The 18347-nt window shown below is 72.1% G+C and carries 17 protein-coding genes; 3 read left to right on the plus strand and 14 right to left on the minus strand.

Annotated features, from left to right (window positions below; translation table 11 throughout):
- Nucleotides 1-267: 267 nt before the first annotated feature.
- Both nusB and efp read right to left on the minus strand, forming a co-directional pair.
- Complete coding sequence (gene nusB / locus KVY00_RS01535) at nucleotides 268-684, minus strand: transcription antitermination factor NusB (protein ID WP_223044002.1); 417 nt, start codon at nucleotides 682-684, stop codon at nucleotides 268-270.
- A 5-nt stretch (nucleotides 685-689) separates the two neighbouring features.
- A complete protein-coding gene (gene efp / locus KVY00_RS01540) occupies nucleotides 690-1253 on the minus strand; it encodes an elongation factor P (RefSeq protein ID WP_223044003.1) in 564 nt (187 codons plus the stop codon).
- Between the two features lie 137 nt (nucleotides 1254-1390).
- On the opposite strand from efp, the gene KVY00_RS01545 reads away from it, so the two are divergent.
- Complete coding sequence (locus KVY00_RS01545) at nucleotides 1391-1957, plus strand: thioesterase family protein (protein WP_223044004.1); 567 nt, start codon at nucleotides 1391-1393, stop codon at nucleotides 1955-1957.
- A gap of 24 nt (nucleotides 1958-1981) precedes the next feature.
- On the opposite strand, the gene msrB is transcribed toward KVY00_RS01545, so the two are convergent.
- Nucleotides 1982-2383 (minus strand): peptide-methionine (R)-S-oxide reductase MsrB, encoded by a 402-nt coding sequence (gene msrB, locus KVY00_RS01550; RefSeq protein ID WP_223044005.1) that lies wholly within the window; start codon nucleotides 2381-2383, stop codon nucleotides 1982-1984.
- Between the two features lie 110 nt (nucleotides 2384-2493).
- Between msrB and KVY00_RS01555 the strand changes: the two genes are divergently transcribed.
- Nucleotides 2494-3015: a 2-phosphosulfolactate phosphatase gene (locus tag KVY00_RS01555; RefSeq protein ID WP_223044006.1), complete on the plus strand. Its 522-nt coding sequence runs from the start codon at nucleotides 2494-2496 to the stop codon at nucleotides 3013-3015.
- 20 nt (nucleotides 3016-3035) lie between these two features.
- Here the strand turns inward: KVY00_RS01555 and KVY00_RS01560 are convergent, their stop codons facing one another.
- The 11 genes from KVY00_RS01560 to KVY00_RS01610 all read right to left on the minus strand — a co-directional run bounded on the left by KVY00_RS01560 (nucleotide 3036) and on the right by KVY00_RS01610 (nucleotide 16831).
- A complete protein-coding gene (locus KVY00_RS01560; protein WP_223044007.1) occupies nucleotides 3036-3611 on the minus strand; it encodes a CoA-binding protein in 576 nt (191 codons plus the stop codon).
- On the minus strand, nucleotides 3608-4942 hold the full coding sequence (locus KVY00_RS01565; RefSeq protein ID WP_223044008.1) for an O-acetylhomoserine aminocarboxypropyltransferase/cysteine synthase family protein: 1335 nt from the start codon (nucleotides 4940-4942) through the stop codon (nucleotides 3608-3610). The genes KVY00_RS01560 and KVY00_RS01565 overlap by 4 nt, the downstream gene beginning before the upstream one ends.
- The gene (gene acs, locus KVY00_RS01570; protein ID WP_223044009.1) at nucleotides 4939-6963 is read right to left on the minus strand and encodes an acetate--CoA ligase; all 2025 of its coding nucleotides are present in this window, start codon (nucleotides 6961-6963) and stop codon (nucleotides 4939-4941) included. Before acs ends, KVY00_RS01565 begins: the two co-directional genes overlap by 4 nt.
- A complete protein-coding gene (locus KVY00_RS01575; protein ID WP_223044010.1) occupies nucleotides 6954-7775 on the minus strand; it encodes an ABC transporter permease in 822 nt (273 codons plus the stop codon). The genes acs and KVY00_RS01575 overlap by 10 nt, the downstream gene beginning before the upstream one ends.
- Nucleotides 7772-8800, minus strand: a complete 1029-nt coding sequence (locus KVY00_RS01580; protein ID WP_223044011.1) for an aliphatic sulfonate ABC transporter substrate-binding protein — start codon at nucleotides 8798-8800, stop codon at nucleotides 7772-7774. The genes KVY00_RS01575 and KVY00_RS01580 overlap by 4 nt, the downstream gene beginning before the upstream one ends.
- A complete protein-coding gene (locus tag KVY00_RS01585) occupies nucleotides 8797-9735 on the minus strand; it encodes an ABC transporter ATP-binding protein (RefSeq protein WP_223044012.1) in 939 nt (312 codons plus the stop codon). Before KVY00_RS01585 ends, KVY00_RS01580 begins: the two co-directional genes overlap by 4 nt.
- A gap of 137 nt (nucleotides 9736-9872) precedes the next feature.
- A complete protein-coding gene (locus KVY00_RS01590; RefSeq protein ID WP_223044013.1) occupies nucleotides 9873-11246 on the minus strand; it encodes an LLM class flavin-dependent oxidoreductase in 1374 nt (457 codons plus the stop codon).
- Between the two features lie 24 nt (nucleotides 11247-11270).
- Nucleotides 11271-12608: an MFS transporter gene (locus KVY00_RS01595; protein ID WP_223044014.1), complete on the minus strand. Its 1338-nt coding sequence runs from the start codon at nucleotides 12606-12608 to the stop codon at nucleotides 11271-11273.
- Nucleotides 12605-13882 carry an acyl-CoA dehydrogenase family protein gene (locus tag KVY00_RS01600; RefSeq protein ID WP_223044015.1) on the minus strand — a complete coding sequence of 426 codons (1278 nt, stop codon included), beginning with the start codon at nucleotides 13880-13882 and terminating at the stop codon, nucleotides 12605-12607. Before KVY00_RS01600 ends, KVY00_RS01595 begins: the two co-directional genes overlap by 4 nt.
- A 175-nt stretch (nucleotides 13883-14057) precedes the next feature.
- Entirely contained in the window at nucleotides 14058-14900 is an 843-nt protein-coding gene (locus tag KVY00_RS01605) for a hypothetical protein (RefSeq protein ID WP_223044016.1), read from the minus strand.
- 29 nt (nucleotides 14901-14929) lie between these two features.
- Nucleotides 14930-16831: a vWA domain-containing protein gene (locus KVY00_RS01610; protein ID WP_223044017.1), complete on the minus strand. Its 1902-nt coding sequence runs from the start codon at nucleotides 16829-16831 to the stop codon at nucleotides 14930-14932.
- Nucleotides 16832-16916: 85 nt separating this feature from the next.
- Between KVY00_RS01610 and KVY00_RS01615 the strand changes: the two genes are divergently transcribed.
- On the plus strand, nucleotides 16917-18338 hold the full coding sequence (locus KVY00_RS01615; protein ID WP_255572836.1) for an AAA family ATPase: 1422 nt from the start codon (nucleotides 16917-16919) through the stop codon (nucleotides 18336-18338).
- The last annotated feature ends 9 nt before the right edge of the window (nucleotides 18339-18347 follow it).

An 18347-nucleotide genomic window follows, 5' to 3' on the forward strand; every position in this document is an offset into this window, starting at 1 on the left:
GGAACTCATTTCCTTCAACAATAGCAGGCCGGTCGGCTCCCGAAACCGCCCCGCCACCCGATCCCGAACTGCCACCGCCCGCTCCCCCCGAAGCCGCCCGCTCCCCCGAGCCGCCGGTTCGATGATCCACGGGATCATAGCCGAAAGGCGGATTTCGCACGCGATGCAATCGTATCTCGTGCGAAATCCGCCTTTCGAGGGGTGTTTCCGGGCGCACTTCAGCGCGGGTGTTCCGCATCCTGGCCTGGTCGGTCGGGCCGGATCGGACTACGCCTGGGCGTAGTCGGCGATGCGGCCGAGCACGCCGTTGACGAAGCGGCTGGAGTCGTCGGTGGAGTACTCCTTCGCGAGCTCCACCGCCTCGTCGATCGCGACGGCCGCGGGGACCTCCTCGTTGAAGAGGATCTCCCAGGTGGCGAGGCGCAGCAGGGCGCGGTCGACGTTGGGCATGCGCTCCAGCGTCCACCCCTGCGCGTAGCTCATGATGAGCTCGTCGATCTGGTCGCGGTGGTCGGTGACGCCGTCCACGATCTCACGGGCGTACAGCCAGGAGGCCGCGCGATCCGGTTCGCCCGAGGCCCGCTGCGCCTCGGCGTTCACGATCGTGATGATCGACTCGCCGCGCACATCGGCCTGGAAGAGCATGTCGAGGGCGCGCTTGCGCGCCTTGGTCCGGGCTGACAACGGTACTAGTCGTTGACGCGGCCGAGGTAGTCGCCCGTGCGGGTGTCGACCTTGACCTTCGTGCCGGTCTCGAGGAACAGCGGCACCTGGATCTCGGCGCCGGTCTCGACGGTGGCGGGCTTGGTGCCGCCGGTCGAGCGGTCGCCCTGCAGGCCGGGCTCGGTATAGGTGATCTCGAGCACGACCGAGGCGGGCAGCTCGAGGTAGAGCGGGTCGCCCTCGTGCAGCGCGATCTGCACGTCCTGGTTCTCGAGCATGAACTTCGCCGCGTCGCCGACGACGGTGCCCGACACGGTGAGCTGGTCGTAGTCGCTCTTGTCCATGAAGACGAAGTCCGCGCCGTCCTGGTAGAGGTACTGGTAGTCGCGGCGGTCGACGTTGGCGGTCTCGATCTTGGCGCCCGCGTTGTAGGTCTTGTCGATGATCTTGCCCGAGACGACGTTCTTCTGCTTGGTGCGCACGAAGGCGCCGCCCTTGCCCGGCTTCACGTGCTGGAACTCGACCACGCTCCAGAGCTGACCGTTCTCCTTGATCACGGTGCCGTTCTTGATGTCGTTCGAGGTTGCCATACGGGTATTCTCCGGGTTCTATCGGGTTCGAGCGCCAGAGCAGCGCCGATACAGTTTACACCGCTTCCGGGTGCGAAGACTTGCAGGTCCCCCACAAACGGGGTGCGGGCGGGTCGGGGCAACCCTATCCTGCCGAGATGCACATGCTCTTCCGCACCTTCTGGCATCTCTGGTTCGTGGCTCCGCGGGGACGCCGCCTCGGCTTCGGCGACGTCTCGCGATCCCGCTTCCGGGTTTGGCCCACGGACCTCGACGTGCTGCGGCACATGAACAACGGCAAGTACCTGTCGGTCATGGATGTCGCCCGCTTCGACCTGATCCAGCGCAACGGGGTCGTCGATCTGTTCAAGCGCGAGGGCTGGTACTCCGTCGTCGTGGGGCAGACGATCTCGTATCGCAAGTCGCTGAACCCGTGGATGCGGTTCTGGATCGAGTCGCGCATCCTCGGCTTCGACGATCAGGCGGTGTTCATCGAGCAGCGCTTCGTGCGCCCCGATGCGCAGGGGCGCGCCGAGGTCTACGCGCGCGCCGTGGTGCGGGGTCGCATTCTCCGTCGCGACGGCGGCACGGTGCCGGTGCCCGAGGTCATCGAGAAGAGCGGGGCGGATCCTGATCGGCTGCGAGTCCCGGAGGACGTCCTCGCGTGGGGTCGGGCGAGCCGCCTGCCGTCGACGCGCGCGGCTGCGCCCAGCGTGTGGAGCTAGGGGCGGGAGGAGCGCTCCCGCCGCTCACTCCTCCGGCTTGAAGTCCAGCGACAGCGAGTTCATGCAGTAGCGCTGGCCGGTGGGCGTGCCGAATCCGTCGGGGAAGACGTGCCCGAGGTGACCGCCGCAGCGGGCGCAGCGCACCTCCGTGCGCTCCATGCCGAGCGAGTTGTCCTCGAGCAGCTCGACCGCGTCGGGGTTCACCGCGTCGTAGAAGCTCGGCCAGCCGCAGTGGGAGTCGAACTTGGTGCCGCTCACGAACAGCTCATTGCCGCAGGCGGCGCAGGTGTAGAGCCCCGCCCGCTCCTCGTCGAGCAGTTCGCCCGTCCACGCGCGCTCGGTACCGGCCTGGCGCAGCACCGCGTACTGCTCCTCGGTGAGCTGCTCGCGCCATTCATCTTCCGATTTCGAGACTTCATATGCCATGTCCGCGATTCTACGCCGTCGTCCGCGGCGCGCCAGGGCCGAGACCGCTACTGTGACGCTCCGTGACCTCGAAGTCCGGCGCGGTGCCGCGCCGCTCGTACACTGGCGGGATGACTGATTCCCGCGCGCAATCGACGTACCAGGTCCGACTCGGATGGGGCGCCGCGGCGCTCGCGCGCCTCGCGGAGGCCGACATCGTGGTGGTCGTCGACGCGATCGGCTCCCCCGACGAGCTGGCCGCGCAGGCCGTCGGACTCGCCGGGCGCCCGACGGTGTTCGCGGGCTCGCTGCGCAATGCGACCGCGACGGCGAACGCGGTGTTCCGCGAGCAGCTCGACCGCGGCGGGCGCACCGCGATCAACCTGGTGCTCGCGGGCGACGACGGCGAGTTCGCGGTCGAGGACTACCTCGCGGCCGGCGCCATCGGCGACGCGCTCTCCGCGCTCGGCATCGACCACTCGGCACCCGACGTCGCGGTGGCGGCCGAGGGCTTCCGCGCGCTCACCCGCGCGCTCAAACACCTGCTCTCGGCGAGCGAGACGGGCCTGCGGCTCTCGGCCGACGGTCGCCGCGACGAGGTCAGGGCCGCGGCAGAGCTCGACGCGGAGACCGAGGCGACCCGCCTGGCGTAGTACGGGCCGCCTCGGCGCGGCTACCGCGAGACGACCTGCCGCTTCGAGGAGATGACGCCGGTGTCGAAGCCGGCGAGGTGCAGACCGCCGTGGAAGCGGGCGTGCTCGATCTTGACGCAGCGGTCCATGACCACGTCGAGCCCGGCGGCCTCGGCGATGCGCGCAGCCTCCTCGTTCCACGATCCGAGCTGCAGCCAGAGCGCCTTCGCGCCGATCTCGACCGCCTCCCGTGCGACGTCGGGCAGATCGTCGTGCTTGCGGAACACGTCGACGATGTCGGGCACCACCGGCAGATCGGCGAGCGACGCGTAGACCTGCTGCCCGAGGATCCGATCGGCTCGCGGGTTCACGAAGTACACGTCGTAGGGCGAGCTCGTCAGCAGGTAGGTGGCGACGAAGTAGCTCGCCCGCGCGGGATTGTTCGACGCGCCGACGATCGCGATCGATTTCGCCCGGCGCAGGATGCCGAGGCGCTCCGCCGCGTTCGGCGCGCGCCAGGTGCGCTCCGCACGTGCCGCCTCGGGAGCGGGAGCCGGCAGGGCGCAAGCCGCGCCCGCGGCGGTATCCGCAGCGGTGTCGGGGGTGTTGTCGTTCATCGGTGCGCTCCTGTCGCCTGTACGAGGGCCTGATCCAGGTCCCACACGATATCCTCCGGGTCTTCGAGACCGACCGAGATTCTGATGAGGTCGGCGGGCACTCCCCCGGCCTCGAGCTGCTCGGGCGTGAGCTGCTGGTGCGTGGTGGAGGCCGGGTGGATTACCAGCGTGCGGGCGTCGCCGATGTTCGCGAGGTGGCTCGCCAGCTGCAGCGAGTCGATGAAGGTCGAACCCGTCTCGCGCGCCGCCTGCAGGCGCTCGCTCTCGGAATCGAAGCTGCCGGTGGGCCGTACCCCGAACGCGAACACCGATCCCGGGCCGAGCGGCAGGTACTTCTGCGCGCGCTCCTGATGCGGGTGGCCGTCGAGTCCCGCCCAGGTGACGAACGACACGCGGGGGTCGCTCGCGAGCCACTCGGCCACGATCCGGGCGTTCGCGACGTGCGCGTCGATGCGCTGCGGCAGCGTCTCGACGCCCTGCAGCAGGTTGAAGGCGGCCTGGGGACTCAGCGCCGGACCGATGTCGCGCAGTTGCTCGCTGCGGAGCTTGGTGAGGAATCCGTACTCGCCGAAGTTGTCCCACCAGCGGATGCCGCCGTACGACTCGACGGGCTCGGTCATCGACGGGAACTTGCCGTTGCCCCAGTCGAAGGTGCCGGCCTCGACGACGACGCCGCCGAGCGTGGTGCCGTGCCCGCCGAGGAACTTCGTGACCGAGTGGATCACGATGTCGGCGCCGTGCTCGATCGGCCGCACGAGGTAGGGCGTCGCGAGGGTGGCGTCGACGACGAGCGGGATGCCCGCCTCGTGCGCGACGGCCGCGAGGCCCTCGAGATCGGCGATCTCTCCCCCGGGGTTGCCGATCACCTCGACGTACAGCACCTTGGTGTTCGCGCGGATCGCGCGGCGGAACTCCTCGGGGTCGGAGCTCGCGACGAACGTCGTGTCGACGCCGAAGCGGCGCAGCGTCACGTCGAGCTGGGTGACGGTGCCGCCGTAGAGCTGCGCCGAGGCGACGATGTGGTCGCCCTGACCGACCAACGCCGCGAAGGTGATGAACTCGGCCGACATGCCGCTCGCGGTCGCGACCGCGCCGATGCCGCCCTCGAGCGAGGCAATCCGCTCCTCGAGCGCCGCGACGGTGGGGTTGCCGATGCGCGAGTAGATGTTGCCGTACTTCTGCAGGGCGAAGAGGCTCGCCGCGTCCTGCGCGTCGTCGAACACGAACGACGTGGTCTGGTAGATCGGCACGGCTCGCGCGCCGGTGGCGGCGTCGGGTGTGCCGCCCGCGTGGAGGGCCCGGGTGCGGAACCCGAAACGGTGCTCGCTCATCTGTTCTCCTTCTCTGGAAGATGCTGGTGCTGGGCCAGGCGCACGGCTTCGCGCACGCCCTCGACGGCCCAGGGGTTCTGCAGGCTGGTGGTGTCGCCGAGCGGGTCGCCCTGCCACAACTGCGCGAGCAGTCGGCGCAGGATCTTGCCCGAGCGGGTCTTGGGGAGCTCTGGCACGCGGACCACGATCTTCGGTTTCGCGATCGGCCCGATGTCTCGGGCGACCCGCGCGCGGAGCTCGTCGTGGTCGGCCTCCCCGGCCGCGCCGTCCACCACGAACGCGGCGACCGCCTGCCCGGTGACGGCATCGCTCACGCCGGTCACGCCGGCTTCGCCGACGGCGGGGTGCGCGACGAGCGACGACTCGATCTCGATGGTCGAGAGGCGGTGCCCCGAGACGTTCACGACGTCGTCGAGGCGGCCGAGGATCCAGATGCAGCCGTCGGCGTCGACCGTGGCTCCGTCCCCCGCCACGTAGTAGCCCCCGTGCTCCCCCTTGCCGGCGTACGCGGCCCAGTACGAGTCGCGGTAGCGCTCGGGATCGCCCCAGACGGTGCGCGCCATGCCCGGCCAGGGGCGGCGCGCGACGAGGGTTCCCGCGCGGCCCGGGGCGACGGGTTCCCCGTGCTCGTCGACGACGGCCATATCGATTCCGGGCAGGGGGACCGTCGCCGATCCTGGCTTGAGCGTCGTGACGCCGGGGAGCGGCGCGATCATGGCGGCGCCGGTCTCCGACTGCCACCAGGTGTCGATCACCGGCACCTCGTCGCGCCCGAAGTTGCGCCGGAACCAGACCCACGCCTCGGGGTTGATGGCCTCGCCGACGGTGCCGAGCAGCCGGATCGACGAGAGGTCGTGTCCGCTCGGCTCGTGGGCGGCGGGGAGTTCGTCGCCGAACCAGGTCATGAGGGTGCGGATCAGCGTGGGGGCCGTGTAGTACACGGTCACGCCGTAGCGCTCGATGATCTCGAGGTGCCGTCCGCGGTGCGGGGTGTCGGGGGTGCCCTCGTAGATCACCTGCGTGAGCCCGTTCGAGAGCGGGCCGTAGATCTCGTAGGTGTGCGCCGTGACCCACGCGAGGTCGGCGGTGCACCAGTGCACGTCGTCGGGTTTCGCGTCGAAGTGCGCCCAGTGGGCCCAGCTCGCGTGCGCGAGATAGCCGCCCGAGGTGTGCACGAGGCCCTTCGGCTTACCCGTGGTACCCGAGGTGTAGATGATGAAGAGCGGGTGCTCGGCGTCGAAGGGCTCGGGATCATGGTGCTCCGGCTGCGCCCCGATCGCCTCGTGCCACCACACGTCCCGCCCCTCGGTCCACGGCACGTCGAGACCCGTGCGGCGCACGACGAGCACGTGCTCGAGGTGCGGCAGATCCCGCGCCGCCTCGTCGGCCGCCGACTTGACCTCGACCGCCCTGCCGCGCCGGTACTGCCCGTCGCTCGTGACCAGCAGTCTGGCCCCTGTATCCTCGAGGCGGAATCGCACGGCCTCGGCCGAGAAGCCGCCGAACACGAGCGAGTGGACCGCGCCGATCCTCGCGCAGGCGAGGGCGATCACCACGGTCTCGACGAGCACGGGGAGGTACACGACCACCCGATCGCCCGGCTCGATGCCGAGCGCGAGCAGCCCGTTCGCCGCCTGCGAGACCCGGCGCTGCAGATCCGCGTAGGTCACGGCCTCGCGATCGCCGGGCTCGCCCTCGAAGTACAGTGCGACCTTGTCGCCCCGGCCGGCCTCCACATGGCGGTCGACGCAGTTGAACGCCACGTTGAGCGAGCCGCCCGCGAACCACTCGGCCCGGGGCACCGTGAGGCCGTCGGGTCCTTCCAGCGGGGGTTCCCAGGTGTGCGCGGTGCGCCACCGCTCCGCCCAGTGCAACCGCTCGGCCGCGCGCTCCCAGAAGGCGATCGGGTCGGCGGCCGCGGCCGCGTAGATCGACGCGTCCACGTTCGCCTCGGCCGCCAGGGCGGCGGGTGCGGGGAAGGTTCGCGTCTCCGCGAGACGCGCTTCGGCGTTCACATCCACCTCCTGAGCACGGCCTTCTCGAACAGCACGAGGATCGCGTTGGTGATCGTGCCGAGCAGGGCGAGCAGCACGATGGCGAGCAGGATCCGATCCACCCGCCCCGTCTGCTGCGAATCACTGAGCATCCACCCGAGGCCCATCGAGGCGCCCAGCAGCTCGGCCGCGACGAGGAACAGCCAGGACTGCGCGAGCGCGAGCCGCAGGCCTGAGACGACCGCGGGAACGACGGCGGGCAGCTGCACCGTGCGGAACAGCGACCAGCCCCGCAGGCCGAAGGTGCGCCCGGCCTCGACCAGTTGGGGGTCGACGTGCCTGAGCGCGTCGGCCACCGTGGTGTACACGGGGAAGAACGCGCCGATGGCGACGAGCGTCACCTTCGACTCCTCGCCGACCTGCATCCACAGGATGAGCAGCGGCACCCACGCCAGCGACGGGACGGCGCGCAACGCGACCAGCATCGGGGCGAGCAGCACGCCGCCGATCCGCGACAGCCCCACGATCGCCGCCATCGCGAGCGCCACGAGCGAGCCGACCGCGAAGCCGATGAAGACGCGCTGCACCGAGATGGCGACGTGCAGCCACAGCTCGCCCCGCTGCACGAGCTCGATCCCCGCCTCCACGACCGACCAGGGACTCGGGAGCCGGTACTCGGGTACCATGCCCGATCCCGTGACGAACTGCCACACCGCGATGATGGCGACCGGCACGACGAAGCCGCCGGCGACCCTCACCCAGGTGCGCGACCACGGGGAGGGTCGCGGCGAGGTGCGCTGCTGCGCCGCGCCCGCGACCGCGGCCGTATCTGCGGTCATTCGGTCGCCTTCAGGGCGAACTCGTCCTCGACGATCGACGAGATGGCCTCGTCGATCGCCTCCTGGCCGCCTTTGACGTCGCCCGACTCGGCGATGATCGGGGCGATCTTCTCGAGCACCCGCACCTGAGCGTCGCCCGGCACGCCCGAGACGTCGAGATTCGAGCGCTCCTCGATCACGGTCTTCGCGACCTGGAGATCGATCGAGGCCGCGTCGGCGAGCAGCTGCGCCGCCTCCTCGGGGTGCGCGAGCGCCCAGACCCGCGCCTCCTCGTAGGCGTCGACGACGACCTGCGCCACATCCGGGTGATCGGTGATGAACTCCTCGGTTGCGTTGAGGAAGCCGTAGGTGTTGAAATCAACGTTGCGGTAGATGAGCTTGTCGCCCGACTCGACCTCGGCCGCCGCCATGATGGGGTCGAGCCCGCTCCACGCGTCGACCGAGCCGCCGTCGAGGAGCGCCCGGCCGTCGGCGTGCTGCACGTTCTGCACCTCGACGTCGTCGAGGCTCAGACCGGCCTCTTCGAGCGCCTGCAGCAGGAAGAAGTAGGGGTCGGTGCCCTTCGTGGCCGCGACGGACTTGCCCTCGAGCTGCGCGACATCGGTGATATCGCTGTCGGGGCCGACGACGAGCGCGGACCACTCCGGCTGCGAGTAGATGTCGATCACCTTGATGGGAGAACCGTTGGCTCGGGCGAACAGCGCGGCCGAGCCCGCCGTCGAGCCGATGTCGACGGAGCCGGAGCGCAGCAGCTCGTTCGCCTTGTTGCTGCCGGCGGACTGCTCCCAGTTGACCTCGACCGAGTCGCCGAGCGCCTCCTCGATCAGACCTTGATCCTTCACCACGAGGCTGAGCGGGTTGTAGGTGGCCCAGTCGAGCGACAGGGTGCTCGTCGACCACTCGCCGCCCTCGGCGTTCGCGGCGGCGCTCTCGGCGCCCTCCCCCTGCACGCAGCCGGCCAGGAGCAGCGCCGTCGCCCCGGCGAGAGCGGTGGCGGGAATGATTCGGCGGGTGATGGTGCTCATGCGTTCTCCTTGGTAGTGAGCTTGTGGACCCCCAGCCCGTCGAGCAGGCTGGTGCGCAGATCGGTGAAGGCGCGGGCGCCGCGGTCGCGAGGGCGGGTGCCGGGCACGGGGACGAGGCGGGCGATCGAACCGTCCGTGCGGCGCGAGTCGGGCGCCGTCTCGGGGGCGGCGCCCGGGGTGCGGACGGATCCCAGCGCGTCGATGCCCGACGACGAACCGAGGGCGACGATGCGTGCCCGGGGCCGCGGGGGTCCGGCCTGCGCGGCGTGGAGATTGCGGAGCATCAGCACGCGGTCGGCGAGGTAGAGCGCCTCCTCGACGTCGTGGGTGACCAGCACGACCGTGGTCGGCTGGGCCCGGTGGATGTCGAGCAGCAGGTCGTGCATCTTCAGGCGGGTGAGCGCGTCGAGCGCGCCGAACGGCTCGTCGAGCAGGAGCACGCGCGGGCTGCGGGCGAGGGCGCGCGCCAGCGACGCGCGCTGCGCCATGCCGCCGGAGACCTCGCGCGGGCGCTGATCCGCCGCGTGGGCGAGCCCCACGAGCTCGAGCAGCTCGGCGACGCGCTCCCTCGCCTGACGCCCGCGGGTGCCGCGGGGCAGGCCCAACGCGATGTTCTGCGCGATCGTGCGCCAGGGCATCAGCCTCGGCTCCTGGAACGCGATCGCCGTCGAATCGTCGTGCGCGCTGATCCCCTCGTCGTCGAGCGTGATGGATCCGGCCGTCGGCAGGTCGAGCCCGCCGATCAGGCGCAGCAGCGTCGATTTGCCGCAGCCGGAGGGGCCGACGACCGCGATGATCTCCCCGGGCCGCACCTCGAGCGACAGGTCACGCAGCACCGTGCGAGCTCCCTCCCTGGTCGGGAAGGTGCGTTCGACCTCTGCGATGCGCACGTGCCCCGCGGGGGCGGCGCTGGGTGATGCGACGGGTTCGGGCATAGGCACCAGAATGCACGAACGCGAACCCGTCGAAAAACCGGGCTGTAACCTGACGACGCATTTCTGACAGGCGGCCGGAACCCGCGACCGCGCACGGCGGGAGCGGTCGCCGGACCCGACCGGGCGGATCCGGCGCTTCAGCCGGTGAAGCGGTATGCGGCGCCGCGGTGGTCCTCGGCGAGGTGCGGGCCGCGGCCGCCCAGCCGCTCGCGCAGTGTGACGGGTTCCGCCGCGGGCTCCCGCAGGAGGCCCCGGCGGCGCAGCTCCGGGGACACCAGCCGCGCGAAGCGCTCGAGATCGGCCGGGCGCACCGCGGCCGAGATGTTGAAGCCGTCGACGCCGGTCTCACGCATCCAGCGCTCGAGCTCGTCGGCGACGGTCTGCGGCGATCCGACGATCACGGGGCCGCGACCGCCGATCGCGACGAACTCGGCGAGATCCCGCACCGTCCACGTCGTGCCGTCGGCGAGCGTGGTGAAGGAGGCGAGCGCCGACTGGTTCGCGTCGGTGACGATGTGCTCGAGCTCCTGCTCGGGCCGGGCGCCCGCGAAGTCGACGCCGGTCCAGCCGCTGAAGAGCGCGAGCGCAGACTCGGTGTCGACGTACGAGCGATACTCGTCGAGGCGTGCCTGCGCGGCCTCGTCGGTCTCGGCGACGACGACCGTCGCGAGCGTGAAGATCTTGATCGCGTCGCGGGGGCGCCCCTCGGCTTCGAGGCCGTCGCGCACACCGTCCACCCACTTGCGCACGAGCGCCGTGCTGCCTCCCGAGAAGAAGATCGCCTCGGCGTGATCGACCGCGAACCGCTGCCCCCGCTTCGAGGCGCCCGCCTGGAACAGGAACGGCGTGCGCTGCGGCCCCGGCTCGGCGAGCGCCTGCCCCGGCACCTGGAAGTGCTCGCCGTCGTGCCGGATCTCGCGCACCCGTTCGGGGTCGACGAACACGCCCCGCTCGCGATCGGAGACCACCGCGCTCGGCGCGAAGGAGCCCTCGAACAGCCGGTACATGACCTCGAGGTACTCGTCGGCCCGGTCGTAGCGCTCGTCGTGCGGGACCTGCGCGTCGCGGCCGACGATGTTGCGCGCCGCGGAGTCCTGGTAGCTCGTCACGATGTTCCAGGCGACGCGCCCGTCGGTGAAGTGGTCGAGCGTCGTGAGGGTGCGTGCGAGGAGGTACGGGTGCTCGTACGACACGGAGGCGGTCACGCCGAAGCCGAGGTGCTCGGTGACCGCGGCCATCGCCGGCACCGCGACGAGCGGATCGAGCAGCGGGAACTGCACCCCGCCGCGGGCGGCCTGGTCGCCGTTGCCGCCGTAGACGTCGTACACGCCCACGATGTCGGCGAGGAACAGCGAGGCGAATCCGCCCTCCTCGAGCGTCGTCGCGAGGGAGGTCCAGTAGTCGAGCCTCCGATAGCGCTCGACGCCGGAGTCGGGGTGCCGCCACAGCCCCGGCGACTGGTGCACGGGGGCCAGCATGTCGAACGCGTTCAGCAGGATCTCGCGGGTCATGTCTTCCTTCGCTCGGTTCTCGGGTTACTGCTGCGACGCGCGGGCCGCGCGGACGGCCGCGCCTCGCGGATCCCTCGCGGCCAGGGTCGCGATGAGGGAGATGACGGCGATACCGGTGACGTACGCGCAGATCAGCCACGGTGCGCCCCCTCCCAGCTGGAGCAGCAGCGCCGCCACCATCGGCATGATCCCCCCGCCGATGACCGAGCCGAGCTGGTAGCCCAGGCTCACGCCGGAGTAGCGCACCTCGACCGGGAACTGCTCGGCGAACCACGCCGCCTGCGGGCCGTAGACGGCGTCGTGGGCGACGTTCATGCCGAGGATCATGAGCAGCGGGAGCAGCGCGAGCGACTCGCCGGAGAGGTAGCCGAAGAAGAGCCAGACGAAGACGCCGATCATCACGAAGCCGAAGGCTGTGACGGATCGGCGGCCGACCCGGTCCGACAGCCAGGCCCAGAACGGGGTCGTCACGAGACCCACCGCGGAGGCGATCATCACGGCCTGCACGCCGGCCTCGCGGTCGCCGTGCGTGTCGACGAGATAGCCGAGCACGTACACGGTGATCAGGAAGTAGATGCTGTTCTGGGCGATGCGCTGCGCGATCGTGACGAGCAGCGGGCGCCAGTGCCGCGCGAGGATCACGCGCACCGGCGTGCGCTCGGTGCGGCCGGACTCCTTGAGCTCCAGGAACTCGGGCGCGTCTCGCACGCCGAGGCGGATCCAGAGTCCGATCGCCACGAGCACCGCCGAGAGCAGGAAGGGGATGCGCCAGCCGAAGGCCTGGAACTGCTCGTCCGTGGTCAGCGCCTGCACGATGACGAAGGCGCCGGTCGCGAGGAGCATGCCGGCCGCCGAACCGATCTGGGTGAATGATCCGAAGAGCCCGCGGCGATGGGACGGCGCGTGCTCGACCGAGAGCAGCGCCGATCCGCCCCACTCCGCGCCCGCGGCGAGGCCCTGCACGAGGCGGAGCAGCACGAGCGCGAGGGCGGCCCACCATCCGATCGCGGCGTAGTTCGGCACGAGCCCGATCAGGAAGGAGGCGACGCCCATCAGGAGCAGGGATGCGACGAGCAGCGACTTGCGACCGATGCGGTCGCCGAGGTGCCCCGCGATCACACCGCCGAGGGGCCGCGCGAGGAAGCCGACGCCCAGCGACGCGTACGAGGCGATCGTCGACGCGAAGGCGCTGTCCGACGGGAAGAACTGCACGTTGAAGATGAGGGCGGCCGCGGTGCCGTAGAGATAGAAGTCATACCACTCGATCGTCGTTCCCGAGAACGCGGCGAGCAGCACGCGGCGCTTCTCATGGGGCTTCGCCGGGGCGGCGACCGGAGGCCGCTCGAGGAGTGCCGTGGTCATGATGATGCTCCGTTCTCGGCGGGGTTCGCGGGGGCATCGCCGATGGCGTTCAGGCCCTCCGGCAGCACGCCGTTGATCCAGTAGTCGCCGAGCGCACGCGCGCGGAAGGCGATCGGGTTGTGGGTGGCGACCGTCTGGGCGTTCCGCCAGTGCCGGTCGAGCGCTTTCGAGGTCGAGGTCGCGGAGGCCCCGACGGTGAGGAACAGCTCCTGCGCCGCGCCGAGCGCGAGCTCGGGCACGGTGACCTGGGCGTGCTCGACGGCGACCTCGGAGTACTGCACCTCATCGGGTGCGGGCGCGTTGCCGGCGGTCGCCGCGACGCCCTCGTCGAGCACCCGAGCGGTCTGCACCACGATCGCCTCGGCGCTGTACGCCTTGGCGGCGATGCGTCCCACGGCCTCCTGGACGAGCGGGTCGTCGCGGAAGGGCAGCCCCGATCCCGTGTTGAAGGTGCGAGCGCGACGCGAGACGAGCTCCGCGGCGTCGCGGCGCGCGGCATGCGCGATGCCCGAGAGCACCGCGAGCAGGATGAGCTGGAAGAACGCCGCCTCGTGCACCGCGTCGCTCGAGCCCGGGATGCGGTCGAGAAGCCCGGCCGGTTCGACCTCGACGCGCTCGAAGACCGCGGTGCCCGTGCCGGTCAGCCGCTGCCCGAAACCGTCCCAGTCGTCGAGCACCGTCACGCCGGGGGCGTCGGTGGGGACGACGGCGAAGCGGCGGCCGTCGCGACCCTCGACGGCCGCGGAGACGCGGGTGTAGTCGGCGAAGATCGTGCCCGTCGTGTAGAACTTGCGGCCGTCGAGCACCGCGCCGCGCGGGGTCTCGGAGATGACCGTGCTCAGGCGCCCCAGGGCGTTGCCGCCCTTCTCCGTGGAGGCGTTGCCGACCGTCGCGCCGGCGAGGATCCGCGGGTACCAGACGCGCTGGATCTCCTCAGGCTGGAAGCGCAGCGAGTCGAGGAAGCCGAAGTGGGAGCGGTACTGGTGCGCCACGTTCGAGTCGGCCTGCGCGAGGTCGATCAGCAGCCGGACGAGCGTCTCGATCGTGGCTCCGGGACCGCCGTGCTCGACCGGCACGCGCAGGGTGCCGAATCCGGCGGCGTTCAGCTCGCGGATCTCGTCGAACGGCAGGGTGCGGTGGAGTTCGCGGTCGAGGGCGCCGGCGGCGATCTCGTCGAAGATCGGCTGGAAGCGCGCGCTCAGAGCAGCGTAGTCCGAGGGCAGTGCGGCGAGCTGCTCCTCCGCGACGGCGCGGGCGGTGGTCGGGTGGGTCATCGATGGCCTTTCCGTTCGGAGCCGGTCGGCGCGGAGGGTCGCGCGCTGACCGGGGCCTCATTCTGACACCGCGGTTTCGCGCGTCGCACCTCGGCGTGTCATGTTCCGTCACACGACGGTTCGCTCGGGCGGCCGCCGCCCGGCGCCGGTGGCGGCTCCGCCCGGATCCCGCCGCTCAGCCGATCGGCGGCCGGGCGCCGAGGTGCGGGCCCTGGTTGCCGATCTCCCGGCAGTTGATGCGCACCGCGCGCTCGGCCGCGTCGTAGACGTGGCGAGCCGCCAGGCGCCCGCCCGCGAGCGGGTGCGCGAGCCAGGTGAAGCTGCGGGCGTCGACGAGCGGCTCCCCCGACACCGCGCGCATCAGCTGCAGCATGAGCATCTCGGGCAGCGTCGGGTGCGGCCCGTGCTCGAAGCTCAGGCCGAGCACTGCGGGTGCGAGCCCCGCGGGAACGAGGCGCAGCGTCCAGCCGGTCCCCGCATGCTGTGAGCGCACCACCGGGACCCCGTCAGGGGCCCGATCGAGCAGTGAGAACTCCCGCTCCGCCTCGCCTCCGAGCACGAGGGGGGATCCGCCGACGGAGCGGGCGAGCGGGCCCTCCTCGCTCGCGGCGCGCTCGTACAGCCGGCGCCACCCCTCCGCTCCGATCCCGAACGGGGCCGGCACCGGGGTGAGCGTGGGATCGGCGGCCAGCGCGGCTCCCAGACCGTCGAGGTCGACGCCCGCCTCGGCGAAGGCTTCGGGCTCGGGCGGCGCGAGACCGATCCAGCCCCCGACGGTCCGAGCAGTCTCGAACGCCCGCTCGAAGCGCTCCCGCTGCGCCTGGTCGAGTGCGTCCCCGAAGGCGACCGATGCGAGCGCCCCGGAGCGCAGGTGCTCGGCCTCGCGGTCGAGCCAGGCGTCGAACCTCTCGGAGGCGCTCCCGCCGGCCGCCGCGAGCGCGGCGTCGAGCTCGCGCGCCAGATCGGGGAAGAGCGCCCGCACGAGCCGGATCCGGTCCCCCGATTCTGTCGCGGTCATGCGCCCTCCCCTGCCGATGAACTCCTCTCTCACGGTAGCTCATCCTCCACCAGCTCGAGGATCGCCTCGGCGATCGCGCCCGGCTCGTCGATGCGCCGGCTGCTCGGAGCGTAGCGTCGCACGATCTCGTCGGAGCCGATTCCGATGCCGTGCACCGCCGCCCCGGCAGCTCGCAGTCGCCGCAGCTCCCCCGCCGCCGCGGCCGGATCGTTCGATCCGCCGTCGCTGACGAGCAGCACGATGCGCCGGCGCTCGACGCCGTCCCGCGCCGAGGTCGGGGATCCCTCCCTCCCCGGCACCACGCCGAGCTGCACGGCCGCCGCCCGCAGCGCGGCACCGTCGTTCGTCGAACCCCGGGGCGCGCGGATCGTGCCGTGCATGACGCGGCGCACCTCGTCGTCGAGCCCGTGGCTCAGGGGCTTCACCACGAGCGGCTCCGCGTCGAACACCACGAGGGCCGTGCGGATATCGAGGTCCAGGTCGATCCCGACCCGCTGCTCGGCGTGGGCGATGTCGCGCTCCACGCCGGCGAGGGCCTCCAGCATGATCAGCGCCGCGTCGGCCGCGGCCTCCGCGATGCGCCCCTGCATCGAGGCCGAGCGATCGACGAGCAGCACGTAGTCGGTGCTGCCCGCCCGCCGGCGCCGCCGGGGTCGGATCTCCCGCTGCAGGAAGGCGGCGGGCCGCGCGACCCCGGCGCGCGCCTCCGCCACCGCGCGCGCGAGGGCATCCGCGCTCAGCGTCTCGCCCTCCGCTGCGGGGCGGCGGCCCGTCGACCGCACGCGCGCCACCCGCTCCGCGATGACGCGCGCCCAGACCTGTCGCATCCGCTCGATCGCCCCGGCCAGTTCGGCGACCCGCGCCCGGTAGTCCGACGGGGCGCGGCCCCCGGCTCCGGCCCCGCCGCCCGCTTCCCTCGGCTCCTCGCCTCGCCGCGGAGCCGCTTCGATCTCGGGCAGCGCCGCAGCCTCGAGCAGGGCGCCCTCCGCCGGCATCGGGGTCGCCAGCACGGTGCTCACGAAGCCCGCCTGCTCCGCCGCGAACAAGTCGGCGCCCTCGGCGCCCTGCTTCCCCTCGCCGGCGCGGGCCCGCTCGTCCTCGCCCGAAGCCGCGGCGTCGCCTCGCTGATCCCCCTCCTCCGGGGCCTCCTGCTCGGCGTCGCCGCCCGCACCGGCGGCGCCCAGGTCGTCGGGGGCGGCCCCGCCCTCGTGCTCCTGCGCCGCCGCGCCCCGCACGGCATCCCCGAGACCGCGCTCGGCCGCGTCGAGCGCGAGCAGGCGCTCGTAGGGAGGGAGCAGCAGTGCGAGCGCCCGCTCGAATCGCTCGAGGGGGCCGCGTCGGGGATCCGGCCCGAGCACCCGCCGCAGCAGCTCGACCTGCGCACCCACCCCGGCCGCGGCGCGCCCAGCGTCCCGCGCGTGCCGATCCAGCGACCGCCACTCGGCCGCGACGTCCGGTGAGAGATCGGGGTCGGGTTCGGCTGCGCCCCCGAACCCGGCCTCCAGCAGCAGCGACACCCACTGCAGGTGCCTCGGCTGCTCCCCCGGCTGCGCCGGCAGGCCGCGGCGCACCGCCGCAGCGAGACGATCCTGCAGCCCCGGCAGACCCGCCAGCAGCTCCGCCCCGGCCTGCAGCCGAGCCACCGCGGCCACGATGGGCTCCAGCTCGGGGCGCGCGGCGACCACGGAGCGCCGGCGGCGCGCGCGGTCAGGAGCCGTCCGCTCATCGCGCACGCTCTCCCACAACTGCAGCAGCGCCAGCGCGACCGCCTCGTCGTGGCCGTGTCCGCGCCGGGAGTACCACCCGAGCCCCACCCGCAGGCCGTGCGCGTCGAGCTCCCAGGCGTCTCCCTCGGAGACCGAGACCGGCACGCCGATCAGCGCGCCGGCCGCGCGCAGCCGCTCCCGCTCCTCTGCGCCATGATCGACCATGCCCACACCCTATCCGGCCGCCGCCGCAGCCCGCGCCGGCCGGCTGTCGCCCGGATCGCGCCGCTCCAGTGATAGCGTGACGAGCATGCTGGCTTTCGACGCCGACCCCGTGCTGCACGAGGCGAGGTCCATCACCGACGAGCGCCGCAGGGTGCGCCGGGCGCTCACCGCTGCGGCGTCGCACGCCGAGGCCGCGGACCACAGGGCCGATCTGGAGCGGCTCGAAGCCCGGCTCGCGACGATCCTCGAGGATCCCGAGAACCGCTCGGCGATCGACCGTGCCCTCACGGAGCGGGCCGCGGTGCTCCGCGTCGCCGTGGCCGCGCGGCGAGAACGCGCTGCCCTCGCCCGGCTGCTGGCCGAGGCGGATGCTGTCATCGGACGCGCGGTCGCGGCGGGCAGGCCCCCGACCGCATCCGAGGCGATCCGCGCGCGGGAGCTCCGCGCCGCAGCGGGTGCCTCCCCCGAGCTCGGTTGGCGATCCGCCATCGTCTCCGAAGACCGCCGCGACGGGGTGCTCGAAGCCCTCGGCACACTGCGGCTCCGCGAGGCGGCGCGGCAGCTGCGCGGCGGGCTGCTCGAGACCGCGCAGATGCGCGGCATCATCTCGGAGGCGCTGCCCGCGGTGCTGCGCGGGGACCCCGTGCTGCTCGTGGGTGAGACGGGCGGCGCGAAGACGGCGCTCGCCGAGCATCTCTCGCGGCTCGCGGTGGGCGGGGATCCTGAGTTCGTCTCGGGCTACGGCGACATCACGGGCGCCCAGCTGATCGGCACTCACGAGCTGCGCGCCGACGGCGGTGCGACGGTGAGCGTCTTCGTGCCGGGGCCGCTGCTGCGGGCGATGACGCAGGGGCGTCCGGTGATCCTCGACGAGGTGAACGCGATGCCGGCCGAGTTCCTGAAGCGTCTGAACCGCGTGCTGCAGCTGCGACCGGGCGACTCGTTCGGGGTGCAGGAGGACGCGGGGCGGGAGGTGCGGATCGCACCGGGCTTCGCGATCCTCGCCACCGCCAACGAGCAGACGCCGCACCGCTACCGGGGGCTCGACCGCCTCAGCGCCGAACTCGTGAACCGCTTCGGTGCGAACGCCTACCGTGTGCACTACCCCGACACGGGGCTCGGCTACGAGGAGTTCCCGGCCGAGAACGCACTGCTCGCGGCGGCCGCGGTGGCCGACCCGCGCGGCGACCTGCCGCCGGGGATCGGCGTCGACGAGCTGTTCCGAGTGGCACGGGCCGCGTTCATCAGCCAGCAGGTGTTCGCGGGCGAGCACGGGGAGGGATTCGGCGAGTACGTGAGCACCGAGCGCGAGATCGACGGGCGCCCCGGCCTCGAGGAGGCCGTGCTCGCGCCTCGCACCCTCGTCGCGATCCTGCACAAGGTCGCGGGCAGCGGGGGCGCCGTCTCCCTCGAACGGGCGCTCTCGCGCTTCGTGGAGGGCGTGATGCACCGGGAGGATCGCCGGGTGCTCGCGCTGATCCTGCAGGGCCAGGGATTCCGGATCTGAACGGCCGTA

It is taken from the genome of Leucobacter tenebrionis (assembly GCF_019884725.1).
Lineage (GTDB): Bacteria > Actinomycetota > Actinomycetes > Actinomycetales > Microbacteriaceae > Leucobacter > Leucobacter tenebrionis.

What these genes read in the sequence shown, in the direction of transcription:
- KVY00_RS01605 (WP_223044016.1), bottom strand. Translation starts at nt 14,900, where the DNA reads ATGACCGCGACAGAATCGGGGGACCGGATCCGGCTCGTGCGGGCGCTC.
- efp (WP_223044003.1), bottom strand. Translation starts at nt 1,253, where the DNA reads ATGGCAACCTCGAACGACATCAAGAACGGCACCGTGATCAAGGAGAAC.
- KVY00_RS01600 (WP_223044015.1), bottom strand. Translation starts at nt 13,882, where the DNA reads ATGACCCACCCGACCACCGCCCGCGCCGTCGCGGAGGAGCAGCTCGCC.
- KVY00_RS01610 (WP_223044017.1), bottom strand. Translation starts at nt 16,831, where the DNA reads ATGGTCGATCATGGCGCAGAGGAGCGGGAGCGGCTGCGCGCGGCCGGC.
- KVY00_RS01555 (WP_223044006.1), top strand. Translation starts at nt 2,494, where the DNA reads ATGACTGATTCCCGCGCGCAATCGACGTACCAGGTCCGACTCGGATGG.
- KVY00_RS01560 (WP_223044007.1), bottom strand. Translation starts at nt 3,611, where the DNA reads ATGAACGACAACACCCCCGACACCGCTGCGGATACCGCCGCGGGCGCG.
- KVY00_RS01575 (WP_223044010.1), bottom strand. Translation starts at nt 7,775, where the DNA reads ATGACCGCAGATACGGCCGCGGTCGCGGGCGCGGCGCAGCAGCGCACC.
- KVY00_RS01545 (WP_223044004.1), top strand. Translation starts at nt 1,391, where the DNA reads ATGCACATGCTCTTCCGCACCTTCTGGCATCTCTGGTTCGTGGCTCCG.
- KVY00_RS01595 (WP_223044014.1), bottom strand. Translation starts at nt 12,608, where the DNA reads ATGACCACGGCACTCCTCGAGCGGCCTCCGGTCGCCGCCCCGGCGAAG.
- KVY00_RS01580 (WP_223044011.1), bottom strand. Translation starts at nt 8,800, where the DNA reads ATGAGCACCATCACCCGCCGAATCATTCCCGCCACCGCTCTCGCCGGG.
- KVY00_RS01565 (WP_223044008.1), bottom strand. Translation starts at nt 4,942, where the DNA reads ATGAGCGAGCACCGTTTCGGGTTCCGCACCCGGGCCCTCCACGCGGGC.
- msrB (WP_223044005.1), bottom strand. Translation starts at nt 2,383, where the DNA reads ATGGCATATGAAGTCTCGAAATCGGAAGATGAATGGCGCGAGCAGCTC.
- KVY00_RS01615 (WP_255572836.1), top strand. Translation starts at nt 16,917, where the DNA reads ATGCTGGCTTTCGACGCCGACCCCGTGCTGCACGAGGCGAGGTCCATC.
- KVY00_RS01585 (WP_223044012.1), bottom strand. Translation starts at nt 9,735, where the DNA reads ATGCCCGAACCCGTCGCATCACCCAGCGCCGCCCCCGCGGGGCACGTG.
- KVY00_RS01590 (WP_223044013.1), bottom strand. Translation starts at nt 11,246, where the DNA reads ATGACCCGCGAGATCCTGCTGAACGCGTTCGACATGCTGGCCCCCGTG.